This window comes from Bacteroidota bacterium, assembly GCA_037133915.1.
Classification (GTDB): Bacteria; Bacteroidota; Bacteroidia; order Bacteroidales; family CAIWKO01; genus JBAXND01.
On record JBAXND010000006.1, the window covers coordinates 36,377 to 52,225 of the forward strand.

The following is a 15,849-nucleotide window of genomic DNA, read 5'->3' on the forward strand; positions in this document are numbered from 1 at the left end:
ATTCGTCATACAAAAGTACATGATTTGAAGGGTTTTTATCCGTCTAAAAAGTTAACTTTATTTTTTTGTACTTTTGCGCCATGGCAAACAACGAAGAATTATTCCGCAAAATTATTGCACACGCCAAGGAGTACGGTTTTGTATTCCCTTCGAGCGAGATATACGATGGCCTCAGCGCTGTTTACGATTACGGCCAGATGGGCGTGGAACTGAAAAACAACATCAAAAATTACTGGTGGAAATGGATGGTACAGTACAACGAAAATATCGTGGGTATTGACTCTGCCATCTTTATGCACCCCACCATCTGGAAGGCATCAGGGCACGTTGACGCATTCAACGACCCGATGATAGACAACAAAGACTCCAAGAAACGCTACCGCGCCGATGTGCTTGTTGAAGATTATATCGCCAAAATCGAAGATAAAATAAACAAAGAAGTATCAAAAGCCGCACAGCGTTTTGGCGAAACCTTCGACGAAAAGATGTACCGCGAAACTAACCCCCGCGTGGTGGAATACCTCAATAAAATAAAAGATATCAATACCCGCTTTTACGATTTACTCGGGAAGAATGATTTGGTGGGCGTACGCGCTATTATAGAAGAACTCGGTATTGTATGTCCTGTTTCGGGTAGTAAAAACTGGACCGAAGTCCGTCAGTTCAACCTGATGTTCAGTACACAGATGGGCTCCGTAACGGAAGATTCGAATCAGTTGTACCTGAGGCCGGAAACAGCACAGGGCATTTTTGTGAATTATCTGAATGTGCAGAAAACCGGACGTATGAAAATACCTTTCGGTATTGCACAAATAGGAAAAGCTTTCCGCAATGAAATTGTAGCACGTCAGTTTATTTTCCGCATGCGCGAATTCGAACAGATGGAAATGCAGTATTTTGTAAAACCGGGCGAAGAACTTCAATGGTATGAATACTGGAAAGAACAGCGCATGAAATGGCACCTTTCACTGGGTATGCCTGCTGAAAAATTCCGTTTTCATACACACGAAAAACTGGCACATTATGCCAATGCGGCTGCAGATATTGAATTTGAATTCCCTTTCGGATTCAAGGAACTGGAAGGCATTCATTCGCGCACCGACTTCGATCTGGGCGCACATCAGAAATTTTCAGGCAAGAAACTACAGTTCTTCAACACCGAAACAAACGAGAGCTATGTGCCTTACGTAGTAGAAACGTCCATTGGGGTTGACCGTACCTTCCTTGCCGTACTGAGCAATGCCTATAAAGAAGAAACGCTGGATGACGGTTCAATTCGCGAAGTGCTGAACATTCCGCCCATACTGGCTCCTGTTAAAGCCGCCGTTTTGCCTTTGATTAAGAAGGACGGGCTTCCGGAAAAGGCGCGCGAGATCATGGATCATCTGAAACTGGATTATATGTGCCAGTACGATGAGAAAGATGCGATTGGTCGCCGTTACCGCAGGCAGGATGCCATTGGCACTCCATACTGCATTACCATCGATCACGAGACACTCACAAACAATACCGTTACCATTAGGGAACGCGACAGCATGAAGCAGGACCGCATTCCTATTGAACGCGTATCGGGCGTTATCGCCGACAGGCTGAAACCCATCGCAGTGTAAGTTGATTTGTTAAACTTCGCGGCGGCGTAATTTACCTGCCATAATACGGAGTTGCTCCTTGTTCTCATCAGGAATGGCTATTGCATCGAGATCCTGAAGAGACTGGTGGTAATATTTCTCTATTTCATTTTCGGTAAGCTCGCGGATGCCGAGCTTATCATAGATTCCTTTGATGGTCGAAAACTTGGAAGCGGCATCGACCGACGCGGCATTGGTGAAATGATATTTGATGGCACTCAGGGTTTCGCCCCTTGCTATTTCGCGTGCTTTCAGATACAGGAAGGTCTTTTTATTCTCGGCAATATCCCCGCCTATTTTTTTCCCGAATTTTTCTTCTTCGCCATAGGTATCAAGCAGGTCGTCCATTAACTGGAATGCGATACCGAAATTCCGTCCAAAGTTGAACGCGTGCATCGCATCGGCTTCCGGGGCATTTCCGATGATAGCGCCAATTTTAAGACTGGCGGCGGTAAGCGCTGCCGTTTTCAGCATTATCATTTCAAGATAATCATCGATTGAAATATCTTCATGACGTTCAAAGTTCATATCAAACTGCTGTCCTTCACAAACAGCAATAGCAGTCTGGGTAAACACTTCCATTACTTTTTTAAGATGAACTTCATCAACGTTCAGTAAAAATTCATACGCTTTGGCCAACATGGTATCGCCGCTGAGTATCGCAATGTTTGAATTCCATTTTTTAAAAACCGTAGGTTTTCCGCGCCTCAGCGGAGCATTGTCCATGATATCATCGTGAATCAGTGTGAAATTATGAAAAATCTCCAGCCCAATGGCTGCGGGCATGGCTTTATTCACATCGCCTCCGAACATATTGCATGACAGCAGCGCCATTACAGGCCGCAGGTGCTTCCCACCCAGATTCAGAGTATACGAAATAGGGTCGTACAATTCGGAAGGCCGGGCATCAAACCGTATGAGTTCAAGTTCGTGTTTGAATTTATTCTGAAGAAAGTCTGCTGTAAGCATTTTAGTATGAAATTAAATTTCCGGATGTGTTCGTTACGATAACTTTGATTTAGCTAAAATACACAAAAACCCGCGCTTTTGTTACCTTGAATACTATGCAATCCGTCAGTAATTATAAATCCTTTCTCCGATTGCCGGAAAAAGGATTTATACAAAAGGCGATACCTGAATTTTAATTCTGCTGTTTCAGGCAAATTGTTTTCATTGCCTCTATGGCGATAACCAGTTCTTCATTGGTAGTAACCACCATCACGGTAACTTTAGATCCGGGCTTGGTTAGCACAAGGTCGGAGCAACGTATGCCTTTGTTTTTTTCAAAGTCGAAGTCAATGCCGAGGAATTCGAGTCCCTTTATCGCGCCTTCACGTGTAGTGTCTGCATTTTCTCCAATGCCGCCGGTAAAAATAATAAGGTCCACACCACCCATGGCTGCAGCATAGGCACCAATATATTTTTTAACCCTGTAATCGTACATATCAAGGGCAAGTCTTGCTCTTTTGTGTCCTGCGGCCGCTTTTTCTTCAACATCTCTCATATCGGACGAGACGCCTGATATTCCGGCAACGCCGCTTTTCTTATTTACGAGATCGCTGCCTTGCTTAATGTTAAGACCTTCTTTTTCAAGTATGTATGTGAATGCGCCCAAATCAAGATCTCCGCAACGTGTTCCCATTATCAGACCTTCAACGGGCGTAAGTCCCATAGAAGTATCATATGATTTTCCGTTTTTGATGGCGGCAATAGAAGCACCATTACCCAAATGGCAGGTAATGATTTTCAGGTCTTCCATTTTTTTGCCGAGCATTTTGCAGGCTTTTTTGGCAACATAGCCATGGCTTGTACCATGAAATCCATAGCGTCTTACTCTGTGCTTTTCATAAAGCTCATACGGCACGGCATACAGATAGGCATGTTCGGGCATTGTTTGGTGAAAAGCAGTATCAAATACCCCGCACTGAGTAACACTGGGCAGCAGTTTTTGTATGGCATAAATTCCCTTGAGATTGGCGGGATTGTGAAGAGGTGCAAGGTCAACACATTCTTCCATTTTATCAATTACCTCCTGGGTAATTTCCACGCTTCCGCTAAATGTTTCGCCTCCGTGCACTACGCGGTGACCAACGGCATTGATATCTTCAACAGCCGTAATCACGCCATATTCAGGATCCATCAGCGTTTTGAGTATAAGATCGATTCCCACGGTATGATCGGGAACCTGAACTATTTTTTTAATTTTTTCTTTTCCTTTGGGCTGATGAACGAGCTCAGAATCGTTCAGGCCTACGCGGTCAACAAGACCTTTTGCAAGCAGGTCGGGCTCGGAGGTCATATCGAGCAACTGGTATTTTATCGAAGAACTGCCACAGTTTAAAACAAGTACTTTCATGGATATTGAGTTTTTAAAATAACGGCGCAAACCTACGTGTTTTAATCGAATTTACAAACACTACAGGAAAATTTTACGCGATTTCATCGAAGTCAAAAAATCAAAACGGATTTATCTGATATTTCTGTTGATTTCTGTGCCTGTTTTAGTGTAATTTTGCAAACGCGATTCAAAATGCCTGATAATACCACTCCATATAACCCAAATATCCTCCCAGCCGAAGGTCGGTCAACCTTCAAATTGTTTGTGCTCTCGCAGGACGAAGTGCCACAGTCATTTGCATATACGGGAACAGGTTTCGCAGGGAATATTAAAGACAAGGCGCCTTCAGCTCTTGTAATTCAGACAAAATATGCGCCCGCTATGGTGCACACTTCTGTTTTTGCTAAGCATCCGCTCAAACCCAAAGCGCTGGGACCTCAGACCATTGCCGTTAGAAATTACGACTGGATTCTCGGATTATTTATTATTTGTTTTGCATTAATCGCAATGGTTCGCGGCCTGTATTTCAGACGTTTCAGCCAGGTATTCAAGGCTTTTTATAACCCGCGGTTCACAAACCAGCTCATGCGCGAAGGAACCCTGTTCAACGAAAGGCTTACACCGCCGCTGCTTATTGCCTATCTTGTTACACTTAGTCTTCTTGCTTACAGGGGCGCACAAAATATTACCGGGTGGCAGTTTCCTCCTTCGGCATCGTATCTGATATTATTTAAAATATTTGTTCTGATTTGCGTGTTTTTTCTGTTCAGGATAATTATTATCCGCCTGGGCTCCTTTATTTTTAAAACACACAAAGAAACGTCCGAGTACCTTGTAAATACGCTTGTGGTGAGCGAAGTGTCTGTAATGTTTATTCTTCCTCTTACGGCCTGTGCTTTCTATTTTGCACATTATGCCGCAGATGCGGCATTGTACTTTTGCTTTGGTCTGGTTGGCCTTATGTTGCTTTACAGAATAATTCGCGGATTTATATCAGGATTATCTTTTTCGGGCTACTCATTGTATTATTTAATTTTGTATCTTTGCACCGTTGAAATTCTACCTTTTTTCGTTGTTGGAAAGTTTGCTTTGAATTATCTCAAAAGCCCTGTTTTATAGGTAGATTAGACTGTCAGACACGTTCACATATACAAGCGTCTTACTCCGATTTTTTTTTAACGTATACTCTAAAACGTTTCGAAATTGAAAATCAAGAATATCCTAATTTCACAACCGCAGCCGGTGGATTATGAAAAATCCCCGTATTACGACCTCGTCAAAAAGCACAACCTGAACATCACTTTTCGTAAGTTCATTAAAATAGAGGGGTTGACCGGTCAAGAGTTCAGGCGCTATAAAATCAATATCCCCGATCATTCGGCAATCATATTTACCTGCAAAAATGCCGTTGATCATTTCTTTCGTCTTTGCGGCGAAATGAGACTGCGTGTTGCCGATACTACTAAATACTTCTGCGTAAGTGAATCAACTGCATATTATCTTCAAAAATATGTTCAATTCCGGAAACGGAAAATTTTTCATGGAAATGAAAACCCTGCCGAACTGCTTACTCTTATTAAAAAACATGCTACTGAGAAATTCCTGCTTCCTTGCACCGAAGATCATAAACACGAAATCATCAACCTGCTTGAAGCAAATAAAATAAACTATAAAAAAGCGATAATATACAAGACTTTACCCAGCGATTTGGCCGATATCAAAATAGAGGATTACCAAATGCTGGTTTTCTTCAGTCCGTTCGGAATCAATTCTCTGTATACCAACTTTCCAAAGTTCGAACAGAACGGTGTATTGATTGCTGCTTTTGGACCCACTACGGCAAAAGCAATTAAAGATGCCGGCCTTAAACTTACTATTGGTGCACCTTCGGAAATAGCGCCATCTATGATTATGGCCATTGACCAGTATCTGGAAAAGAATAATAAAAAGCGCTGACAGTATCCGGCACAACACCTTCGGTTTTCTTAACAGACCAGCAGATGCAGACCTTCCGCAAAGATGAACGTTTATGCAACCGCAGGATTATTACCTCCCTGATGACTCAAGGTGAATCGTTTTTTATTCATCCTTTTGTAGTGAAATGGATGGAATGCCCGCTGCAGTCTGAATTCCCTGCGCAAGTTGTTTTTTCAGTGCCGCGTAAAAATATTTCCTCTGCGGTTAACCGCAACCGCGTGCGCCGCCGTGTACGCGAGGCTTATCGCAAAAATAAAGATGCCTTTTACGAGGTTCTTCGTTCACACAAAAGGGAATGTGCCTTCGCACTTATCTACACTTCCAAAGATTTTATTACATATGCAGAGGCAGAGCGCAAAATAATATTAATTTTACAACGTTTACAGATGGAATATGAAAAAGTTACTGGGTAAGCTCTTTATCCTCCTGATACGTTTTTACCAGCTCACAATATCACCCCTTCTTCCACCATCGTGCAGGTATGTTCCTACTTGTTCGGCTTACGGGGTAGAGGCAATAAGCAAGTACGGACCTTTCAGAGGAGGATGGCTAACACTTAAACGGCTGCTTTCATGCCATCCGTGGGGCGGCAGCGGCTTTGATCCCGTACCCTGATTTTATTAACTACTATACTATTTTTATGAAAAAATTACAGCATTTATTTCTCCGTATCAGGTCACTAATACTGGTCGTTATTCTCACTGCCAGTTTCACCGGAGCCTACTCTCAGGGCGGCGAAAGCGACTTTGAAATTTCGAAAAACCTCGACATTTTTGTAACGTTATACAAACAACTTCAGGTTAATTATGTCGATGATTTAAATTCGGGACAACTGATGAAAACGGCTATTGACGCCATGCTCGAATCTGTTGACCCTTATACGGTGTATATCCCCGAATCGGAGATTGAAGATTACCGGTTTATGACGACCGGACAGTACGGCGGCATTGGCTCCATGATACAAAAACGGAATGCATGGGTGTATATATCGGAGCCATACCAAGGCTTTCCGGCTGATAAAGCCGGTCTTAAAGCTGGCGACAAAATCATTGAAATAAATGGGAAATCGGCAAAAGGCAAAACCGTTGAAGAAGTGAGTACTGCGCTGAAAGGACAACCCGGAACCGAAGTGAAGCTGCTTATTGAACGCGATACCACCGAAAAGCCATTTGAGAAATCAATCATCCGCGAAGAAATTACCGTTGAGAATGTCCCCTACTCAGGCATGGTCAGCGACAGCATTGGTTATATCAACCTCAGTGAATTCAAACAAAATGCCGGTTCTGATGTGAAAGACGCGTTCCTTAGGCTGAAAGAAAATCACAATTTAAAAGGTGTTATTCTGGATTTGCGCGGAAATGGCGGCGGACTGCTTGCCGAAGCCGTTAATATTGTCAATATTTTTGTTGAACGCGGACAACTGGTTGTAAGTACAAAGGGCAAACTTAAAGACCGAAATAACAATCACAACACCATGAACGCTCCGGTTGACCTCGATATGCCGCTGGTCGTTTTGGTGAATGAAGGAAGCGCTTCAGCATCAGAAATAGTTACCGGCGCCATTCAGGATCTTGACCGCGGAGTTGTAATCGGACAGCGTACTTATGGCAAAGGTCTTGTTCAGAACATCGTTCCTTTGACCTACAACGCTCAGATGAAAGTCACCATCGCAAAGTATTATATCCCGAGTGGTCGCTGCGTACAGGAACTGGATTATGCCCACAAAGATAATGAAGGTGAAGCCACAAAAATGGCGGATTCGCTGAAGCGGGCTTTTAAAACAAAAAACGGGCGGACTGTCTATGAAGGCGGTGGCATTGACCCCGATATATTAATGGCACCCGAAGAATACAGCAATATTGCACAGGCACTCATTACCAATTACCTTGTTTTTGATTATGCCACCACGTTTTACAGGGCACATCCTCAAATTGCAAAACCAAAAGATTTTATTATTACGGATGATATTTATACTGACTTCCAGAAGTTCTTATCAAACAAGCATTACAGCTATACGACACAGAGTGAAAAGGCCCTTGAAAAGCTGAAGGAAAATGCAGAAAAAGAAAAATATTTTGACGCAATAAAAACAGAATTCGATGTGCTGCAGAATAAAATGATGCATGAAAAAACGGATGATCTGCAAAAATTCAAATCACAAATCAGTATTCTTCTGAAACTGTATATTATACCCCGTTACTATTATCAGAAGGGTCGCATAGAGGCAGCACTTGTTGATGACCCGGAAGTAAAAAAAGCAATTGAAGTTCTTCAGAATCGTAGTTTGTATAAATCTATACTTGACGGAACATATATAAAAGAAAATCCGAAAGAGAAGAAATAAACCTGCGAACACTATTCGCCATGCCCATTCTTAAAAAAGAGTATCACCGGCTGATTTATTTGTTCGGATTGTTGTTGTTTGCCGCATCACTTCCGCTTTCCAAGTATTTCATGAGCGTTTCGCAAATGGTACTCATCGGAAACTGGATTTGTGAAGCCGATTACAAAAATAAACTCAGACGCTTCACTGCCAATAAAGCTGCTCTGGTAGCATGCCTCATCATGGTATTGCATCTGGTCGGACTGCTTTGGACCCACGACTTTGATTATGCATTCAAAGATATTCGTATCAAAGTGCCACTGCTTATCATGCCGTTTATAGTTGCGTCTGCTGAAGAACTCTCTATAAAAAATATCTATACCATTCTGCTTGTCCATGCAGGAGCTGTGTTTGCCGGAACCTTAATAAGTGTCTGGCTGCTGCTATTCACGGTTGTGAATGATATTCGCAATGTTTCAGTACTTATTTCCCATATACGCTTTGGGATGAATGTATGTTTTGCCGTGTTCGCATTAACATGGATGATATCCCGCTCCGCGCCCATCAAATCATTGGTTGCCCGGATTGGCGCGGGCTTGATGGTCGTCTGGTTTATAATATACCTTTTTATCACAGGCTCCGTAACCGGTATTGGAATCATGATTGTTACTGGACTCGTTTTGGTTCTCCGCTTTATTTTTACAAAGGCGCAGCTATCGGTGAAAGTACTTGTGGCAGGCGCCGCCCTTGCGGGCAGTCTTGGAATGTACTTTTATATAAGCAGCATCGTAAATGAATATAAAAATGTTGAACCAATAAAGCTTTCTGAACTTGAATTTAAAACTCCTTACGGTAACACATATCAATTTAATTTCGACAACAAACAAATCGAGAACGGGCATTATACCTGGGTGTATATCTGTTGGGATGAGCTTGCAGAGGCATGGAACAAACGCAGTAGTATAAATTTCGACAGTAACGACCGCAAGGGTCAACCGGTGCGCTATACTATAGTGCGCTACATCACATCCAAAGGGCTGCGCAAAGATAAAGACGGTGTAAACAGCCTTAGTGGAGATGATATTAAAGCCATTGAAGATGGTGTTGCCAATATACGCTATGGCGAAAATGGAAATTTCCGCGATCGTGTTATCAATCTTTTGTGGGAATACGACAATTATCAATTATACGCCAATCCCAGTGGTCAAACCATGATGCAACGGGTTGAACTCTGGAAAACATCATTACGTATCATCGCAGCACATCCCTGGCTCGGTGTTGGTACCGGCGATGGAAAAAATAAATTCCGAGAAGAGCTCGAGCAAATAAATTCGCCCTTAAAAGACCTTGGACTGCGCTCACACAATCAATATCTGGCCATACTCATTTCATTCGGACTCATCGGTTTTATAATATTTCTGTTTGCCTTACTCTACCCTGCTGTTCATCAAAAAAGGTTTTTCACGTACCTCTATTTTATTTTTATCTGCATTATGCTTATCTCAATGTTTACAGAAGACACTCTCGAGTCGCAACCGGGCGTGTCATTTTTTGCATTTTGGAATGCCGTGTTGATATTGGGATGGCGCAAAGAAAACAATGAAAAAAAACAAATACCGAACAATGAAAAAGAAAAAACAATCGCCGGACTTCTTTTCAAGCGCCGACACAAAAAAACGCCGTCGTAAAACCCGGCAAACCATTGTCCCCAATTATAATACAACAACTTTTGAATCCCGGAAAATTGTATGGCGAAAGCATCCGCTATGGCACGAACATTATGCACAATTATCTGATTTTAAGAAACGTTTTGGACATTGCATGGTGCCCAACAACTGGGACGAAAACCCATTGCTCGCCAATTGGGTTCACTACCAGAGGCACCGGGCATCGACACTGAGTATTGAAAAATATCAACTGCTTGATAAATTAGGATTTGAGTGGGACAATCAGGAATATCGATGGATGAGCTTCTATTACAAACTGCGCGAATACCGCAAGACATTCGGAAGCTGCATTGTCTCTGAAACATCTCCTGAATATAAATCTCTGGCAAACTGGATTACACGACAGCGTACCCAAAAGCGTTGGTTTAGTCCCGGTCTTACAGCCGAACATATACGTCTTCTCGACGGGCTTTCATTCGACTGGACATACCGCAAGAACAGAAAAAAGCCCCCGGAACAATTGACCGGAGGCTAATACTTATTTTGATTTTACGAAAGGTTAAGCCAGACGTTCTACCATTTCGGCAAGACGGTTGGAATAGCCATATTCATTATCATACCAGGCCACTACTTTGACAAATCTGCCACCGATTACCTGAGTAAGTTTTGCGTCAAAAATGGAAGAATAAGGATTTCCAATTACATCAACACTCACAATGGGGTCGGTGCAGTATTGAAGTACTCCTTTCATCGGACCGCTGGCCGCGGCCAATTTCATAGCTTCATTGATTTGTTCTTTGGTAGCATCTTTTTCAAGTTCCATGGTAAAATCAACAACAGAGCCATCAGGCGTAGGAACGCGCATTGCCAAACCATCGAGTTTGCCTTCAAGAGCGGGAATTACCAGACCTATTGCTTTTGCAGCACCGGTACTTGTGGGTATAATAGACATCGCCGCAGCGCGTGCACGCCTCAGATCTTTATGTGGGGCATCTAAAATAATCTGATCATTGGTATACGAATGTATGGTATTGATGAGACCGTGTTTAATACCAAAATTATCGTTCAGTACTTTGGCAACAGGCGCCAGGCAATTGGTAGTGCACGACGCATTGCTGACAAAGCGGTCGCCGGGTTGCAGTGCACTGTCGTTAACACCAATAACAATGGTTCTGTCAACATCTGCCGGGGTATTGCTCGGCACCGACAATACCACTTTTTGGGCACCTGCCTGTATGTGCTTTTCTAATTTTTCACGCGTGCGGAACACACCTGTCGATTCAACTACAACCTGAACGCCCAGGTCTTTCCATGGAAGCATTGCAGGGTCTTTCTCTGCCAATACTTTAATTTTAACACCATCGATTATTATTGAGTCACCGTCAGACGAAACTTCGCCGGGATATCTGCCGTGAATACTGTCATATTTAAGAAGGTGTGCCAGTGTTTTTGCGTCGGTAAGATCATTCAATGCCACTACTTCAACATTGCTGTTCTTTTGTAGTATCCGGAATGTCAGCCTGCCGATACGGCCAAACCCGTTAATTGCAACTTTTATTTTAGCCATGATATTATATTATTTCTGATTAATGGCGCAAAATTAAGTAAAATTTCAACGTTGAACCAATATCAATTGTACCGAAAAAAATAAGGACCCGTTTTGTGAGAGTCCTTATTTCTGTATTTCTCGAAACCAATTATCGTATGAGTGTAAATGCTTTCTGTGCCTCTTTTTTTCGTTGCAGAAAATCTCTGTAGTAAACTTTTACGATATATGTCCCCGGAAGGGCATACTGACCGTCAAATTTTCCGTCCCAGCCTTTCGTGATATCATCTGACTTATACAGCATTTGACCCCAGCGATTGTAAATAGTCATTTCAAAATCCTTATCATAAATTCCGAAGCCGGTAACAAAATAGAAATCATTTTTGCCATCCTTGTTTGGAGTGAATGCCGATGGGATATAAAGAGCCCATTCAGGATGGACGATTACATTAAATTGTGTTGTATCCGTGCAACCATGCACTGTTGTTACAATCAGCATAACCGGGTAGGTTGCAGTATCTTCATTCGGATAAATATGCTGTGGATTTTGAACTGTGTCATAGTAACTATCACCAAATGTCCAGTACCAGTGAATGGGGTTGCCAACAGACTGATCAAAAAAGTTGACCGTTGGGTCGAATATACTTACGTCATTTGACGGGCTCACGATATAGCGGGCAATAGGATTCGGATAGACCTCAATGTATTGAGATGCCGTCATGCTTCCCACATACCCTCCCGGATTGGTAATCGTGAGGGTTATGTCGTATTTTCCGCGGTCAGCAAAATAAGCTACCGGATTTTGTGCCGTTGAAGTGGTTCCATTGCCAAAATCCCAGAAATAATCAGCACCCGGTGCAACTTTTGTAGACTGGTCATAGAACTGCACCAACAATGGCTCACAGCCCGATTGAATATTTGATGTGAAATCGGGCATCGGAAAAATAGGGATAACAATCAACGTAACAGTATCATTGCCCTGGCATCCGTTAGGATCGGTTCCGGTGACAAGGTATATGGTTGTAACGGGTGGAGAAACCACCGGATTCGCCATGTTGGACTGGCCCGATAGCGTTGGGTCGGGCGGCAGCGATACCCAGGAAAAAGATGCTGCACCTGTTGCCGAGAGGTAAGCCTGATCACCCATATATATAGATAAAGGATTTACAGACGCGCTCACAGTCGGACTCGGATTCACAGTTACTACCACAGAATCATAGGCATTACAGGTTCCATAAACCGTAACATAATACGTTGTAGTTACTGTTGGCGAAACACTTATGATGCCTGTAGTGGCACCGGTACTCCATAAATATCCCGTTCCACCTGTAGCCGCCAGTGTCATTTGCTCTCCAAGACACATGGAAGTGTCGTTCCCCGCATTTGCGCTACCGCTGCCTATATATACAATTACGTTGTCTGTGGCAAGTGTGTTGCAAATATCAGTTACCGAAATGGTATATGTGGTTGTGTTGCCCGGTGAAACAGTTACGCAGTTTGTAGTGCCTGCGCCACTGCTCCAGTTATAGGAATAGGGCTGTATTCCTCCGGCGGGCGTGGTGCAGATAGTTGCCGAACCACCACATAAGGTGGTATCGTTGCTTGTTGTAAGTGAAATTGGAATATTATCAATAATATTTACACTTACAGTATCATAACCGCCGCAAATGCTCGTCTGAAATATAAGCATCACTGTTTCTGTTCCTTCTGTAAGACCATCCACTATCGGATGAATGGTAACAGTAACGGAGTCCTGGCCTGCCGGAATAGTAACACCTGCCGGAATAGTAGTGTAGTCAACACCATTGGTGGCTGTTCCGTGAATCGAATAATTGATTGGGAAAGGATTTGGCGTTACCGCAGGCAGTTTAAAACTGATGATGGCGTCGTTACATCCCTCAACCGCATCGGTTCCCGCCTGAGGCGTAGTATAGTAGGTGCTGATGGTAACCGCATTACTTGAAAAACTGTTTCCTTCCAGAAAAACACCGGAATCGTAAATTCCGTCGCCGACATCGGCAATAGCCAGTTTGATATGATATTGCACACAGGGAACAACCAATGCCCATGCCGTAAGTATTTTAGTGGTTCCGTCATAAACAATGGTTCCACTGCTTGCGTTGTCTATGTAATAAGCGCAGTTTACACAAGGACCGGTATTACTTAATCCGTTGTTAACATTGTTGATAGAAACCGGTGTGGTTGTACCCGGCAGAAGTGCAATATTTTTATTTGTATAAGCTCCTCCCAGTGGATTTGGCCCGGTGAGAAAGAAACCAAATACGTCATTAAATGAACTGTTGGAAAACTCCGGATATTCTTCAGAACCGAATTTATAACGGAACTTAATTGTATCGGCCAGGGGTATGAAATTAAATGCGAGAACAGAAGCGTCGTGTGAGCTGTTACCGCTTCCAATAAGCGTTTCGAGATCGACGTCACCCGGCATGGCAAGGTCGGTAGATGCAAAAGCCGAGGCTGCCTGATCAATATCGGTTACATTTCCAGTTGCTAAAATAAGACCATCGGAAAAGCCAAGTGTTGTTGTATTTCCATTGGTAAAGGAGCCGCGTCCGTTGATGGAGCCGGTATACGTAACACCTGAAACCGTTACACCCGTTCCAACCAGAACATTCTGCACGAGTTGTGTCGGCGTCATGGCTGTACTGATATTTAACTGCGCCAATGACGGGTAACTAAGCAGTATCGCCAGCCCCAAAAAAGTCAGCCGCAGGGAACGGAATGGTTTAAAAAATAGTGAGTGGATTATTCGCATCAGATATATTTTCTTTATTTAACAAACGATTTCGGTAATTGCTTTCGTATATGTGTATATATCGAACTGCTAATAGACAGCAATTAACCTTTTATGGTTGTCCGATATCACAAAATTAAGAAGTATTTCCCGGAAATAAAAATATCCTCATGGAAGTGCTTACAATCAGTTACTTAATAATAAATTTTACTGATTGATATTAAAAAACAGGATAATTGGCAACGGCAGGAACCACTGGGTTTTCAGCGCCGGTTCGCCATTTCCTATGGCATTCGCATGAATTTGTGTCAGGAAACTGAACGCAAAAAGGCGAATTTGTCTTAAGGTCAAGACAGGCAGAATACTTTTCCTAATACCCGTTTTTTTAGTTATTCTCGAGCAGTTTCAACAGCTCATCGAGTTTCGGTGTGAGGATGATTTCGGTACGGCGGTTCTTGCCTCTTGCCACATCAGTATTGGCTTCGTCAACCGGACAGTACTGACTACGACCGGCGGCAATAATCCGCTGAGGCGCAATTTTACTGTTCTTCAGAAGAATTTTCACGACCGAAGTTGCCCGCATCACGCTCAAATCCCAGTTATCGTTTATCTGCCCTGTGGAACCTTTATACGGAACGTTATCGGTATGTCCTTCAATCATGATGTTGATGTCTGCATTCTGTTCCAACACCTTGCTCAGCTTCACCAATGCCTCTACTCCTTTGGCGGCCACGTCGAAGCTGCCTGTGGCAAAAAGCAGTTTTTCATCCATAGAAATGTATACTTTTCCATTTTTCTGCTGAATCGTCAGCCCTTTATTCTCGTAGCCAAGCAAGGCTTCACTTACGCGCTGTTTCAATGCTTTTACCGCAGAGTCCTTTTTGTCGAGTATCGATTGAAGCTCGTTGAGCCGCTGCTCTTTTTCTTTTAGCTGAGCACTCAGCTCGTCAAGATTAATCTTTTTGCCGCTGAGTTCTTTTTCCATCTTACCCAAATCCTCTTCTTTTTTCTGAAGGTCATCTTTGGTTTTCTGTAACTCGGCCAATATTTTTGACGTTTCCGATTTATTGCCGCTCAGCAGTGCCTGATTTTGCTTCTCCATATCGGCATATGCAACATTCAGTTTGTTAAGCTGCTCTCTCAAATCCCTGAGCTCCGTACCTTTTGTTACGGAATCGGCAAGCAGCGTACTATTCTGTTTGGTCAGCTTTGCTATTGATTCGCGCTGCTCGGTGCTGAGAGTAGTAAGGTCAATATTTTTTGCACTGAGTGCTTTGTTTTCTGCATCGCACTGGTTACGGGCTGTTTCAAGTTCCTGATACTTCTTCATTGAAACACAGGAGGTGAATACAGTAACTACAAATACCATAACAATTGCGGTAATCAGATTGTTGTTTTTCATTGAATTGTCATTTAATTACTTAGAACTAAAAAGCAGGAGCTATAAGCTCTGATGGTGAATATCAGTACCGTTGGACCCACTCATTTTCAAAACTTCAAATGTTTATAATGCGAATTGAGCCGCCCGGCTATTGGTACAATCGTCCAAAATTAAGTCACATCGCCCGATGCACACATTGCGATGATATTTAGATACTAACACGGTTTTGTTAAT

The 15,849-nt window shown here is 42.9% G+C and carries 13 protein-coding genes; 8 read left to right on the forward strand and 5 right to left on the reverse strand.

Translation table 11 applies throughout. The features are described 5' to 3' along the window. Positions 1-80 precede the first annotated feature (80 nt). Positions 81-1,610 carry a glycine--tRNA ligase gene (locus WCM76_03425; protein ID MEI6764665.1) on the forward strand — a complete coding sequence of 510 codons (1,530 nt, stop codon included), beginning with the start codon at positions 81-83 and terminating at the stop codon, positions 1,608-1,610. A 9-nt stretch (positions 1,611-1,619) separates the two neighbouring features. Here the strand turns inward: WCM76_03425 and WCM76_03430 are convergent, their stop codons facing one another. Continuing rightward, positions 1,620-2,597, reverse strand: coding sequence for a polyprenyl synthetase family protein (locus tag WCM76_03430; GenBank protein MEI6764666.1), 978 nt, complete (start codon positions 2,595-2,597; stop codon positions 1,620-1,622). A gap of 172 nt (positions 2,598-2,769) precedes the next feature. Next, positions 2,770-3,984, reverse strand: a complete 1,215-nt coding sequence (locus tag WCM76_03435) for an acetate kinase (GenBank protein MEI6764667.1) — start codon at positions 3,982-3,984, stop codon at positions 2,770-2,772. A gap of 174 nt (positions 3,985-4,158) precedes the next feature. On the opposite strand from WCM76_03435, the gene WCM76_03440 reads away from it, so the two are divergent. The 7 genes from WCM76_03440 (at position 4,159) to WCM76_03470 (ending at position 10,468) form a co-directional block, all read left to right on the forward strand. Next, on the forward strand, positions 4,159-5,085 hold the full coding sequence (locus tag WCM76_03440; GenBank protein ID MEI6764668.1) for a DUF4271 domain-containing protein: 927 nt from the start codon (positions 4,159-4,161) through the stop codon (positions 5,083-5,085). A gap of 84 nt (positions 5,086-5,169) precedes the next feature. Beyond that, on the forward strand, positions 5,170-5,922 hold the full coding sequence (locus WCM76_03445; GenBank protein ID MEI6764669.1) for a uroporphyrinogen-III synthase: 753 nt from the start codon (positions 5,170-5,172) through the stop codon (positions 5,920-5,922). 44 nt (positions 5,923-5,966) lie between these two features. After that, positions 5,967-6,356, forward strand: a complete 390-nt coding sequence (locus WCM76_03450; protein ID MEI6764670.1) for a ribonuclease P protein component — start codon at positions 5,967-5,969, stop codon at positions 6,354-6,356. Continuing rightward, positions 6,337-6,558, forward strand: a complete 222-nt coding sequence (gene yidD / locus WCM76_03455; GenBank protein MEI6764671.1) for a membrane protein insertion efficiency factor YidD — start codon at positions 6,337-6,339, stop codon at positions 6,556-6,558. Before WCM76_03450 ends, yidD begins: the two co-directional genes overlap by 20 nt. 25 nt (positions 6,559-6,583) lie before the next feature. After that, on the forward strand, positions 6,584-8,287 hold the full coding sequence (locus WCM76_03460; GenBank protein MEI6764672.1) for a S41 family peptidase: 1,704 nt from the start codon (positions 6,584-6,586) through the stop codon (positions 8,285-8,287). Positions 8,288-8,307: 20 nt separating this feature from the next. Continuing rightward, entirely contained in the window at positions 8,308-9,954 is a 1,647-nt protein-coding gene (locus tag WCM76_03465) for an O-antigen ligase family protein (protein ID MEI6764673.1), read from the forward strand. Beyond that, entirely contained in the window at positions 9,890-10,468 is a 579-nt protein-coding gene (locus WCM76_03470; protein ID MEI6764674.1) for a helicase associated domain-containing protein, read from the forward strand. The genes WCM76_03465 and WCM76_03470 overlap by 65 nt, the downstream gene beginning before the upstream one ends. Positions 10,469-10,492: 24 nt before the next feature. Here the strand turns inward: WCM76_03470 and gap are convergent, their stop codons facing one another. The 3 genes from gap to WCM76_03485 all read right to left on the reverse strand — a co-directional run bounded on the left by gap (position 10,493) and on the right by WCM76_03485 (position 15,636). Beyond that, entirely contained in the window at positions 10,493-11,500 is a 1,008-nt protein-coding gene (gene gap, locus WCM76_03475) for a type I glyceraldehyde-3-phosphate dehydrogenase (protein MEI6764675.1), read from the reverse strand. Between the two features lie 130 nt (positions 11,501-11,630). Continuing rightward, complete coding sequence (locus WCM76_03480; protein ID MEI6764676.1) at positions 11,631-14,255, reverse strand: choice-of-anchor L domain-containing protein; 2,625 nt, start codon at positions 14,253-14,255, stop codon at positions 11,631-11,633. Between the two features lie 364 nt (positions 14,256-14,619). Further along, complete coding sequence (locus tag WCM76_03485) at positions 14,620-15,636, reverse strand: OmpA family protein (protein ID MEI6764677.1); 1,017 nt, start codon at positions 15,634-15,636, stop codon at positions 14,620-14,622. Between the last annotated feature and the right edge of the window lie 213 nt (positions 15,637-15,849).

Excerpts from the sequence above, each read along its gene's own strand:
- WCM76_03435 (MEI6764667.1), bottom strand. The coding sequence starts at position 3,984 with ATGAAAGTACTTGTTTTAAACTGTGGCAGTTCTTCGATAAAATACCAG.
- WCM76_03440 (MEI6764668.1), top strand. The coding sequence starts at position 4,159 with ATGCCTGATAATACCACTCCATATAACCCAAATATCCTCCCAGCCGAA.
- gap (MEI6764675.1), bottom strand. The coding sequence starts at position 11,500 with ATGGCTAAAATAAAAGTTGCAATTAACGGGTTTGGCCGTATCGGCAGG.
- WCM76_03485 (MEI6764677.1), bottom strand. The coding sequence starts at position 15,636 with ATGAAAAACAACAATCTGATTACCGCAATTGTTATGGTATTTGTAGTT.
- WCM76_03480 (MEI6764676.1), bottom strand. The coding sequence starts at position 14,255 with ATGCGAATAATCCACTCACTATTTTTTAAACCATTCCGTTCCCTGCGG.
- WCM76_03470 (MEI6764674.1), top strand. The coding sequence starts at position 9,890 with ATGAAAAAGAAAAAACAATCGCCGGACTTCTTTTCAAGCGCCGACACA.
- WCM76_03465 (MEI6764673.1), top strand. The coding sequence starts at position 8,308 with ATGCCCATTCTTAAAAAAGAGTATCACCGGCTGATTTATTTGTTCGGA.
- WCM76_03430 (MEI6764666.1), bottom strand. The coding sequence starts at position 2,597 with ATGCTTACAGCAGACTTTCTTCAGAATAAATTCAAACACGAACTTGAA.
- WCM76_03460 (MEI6764672.1), top strand. The coding sequence starts at position 6,584 with ATGAAAAAATTACAGCATTTATTTCTCCGTATCAGGTCACTAATACTG.
- WCM76_03450 (MEI6764670.1), top strand. The coding sequence starts at position 5,967 with ATGCAGACCTTCCGCAAAGATGAACGTTTATGCAACCGCAGGATTATT.
- WCM76_03425 (MEI6764665.1), top strand. The coding sequence starts at position 81 with ATGGCAAACAACGAAGAATTATTCCGCAAAATTATTGCACACGCCAAG.
- yidD (MEI6764671.1), top strand. The coding sequence starts at position 6,337 with ATGAAAAAGTTACTGGGTAAGCTCTTTATCCTCCTGATACGTTTTTAC.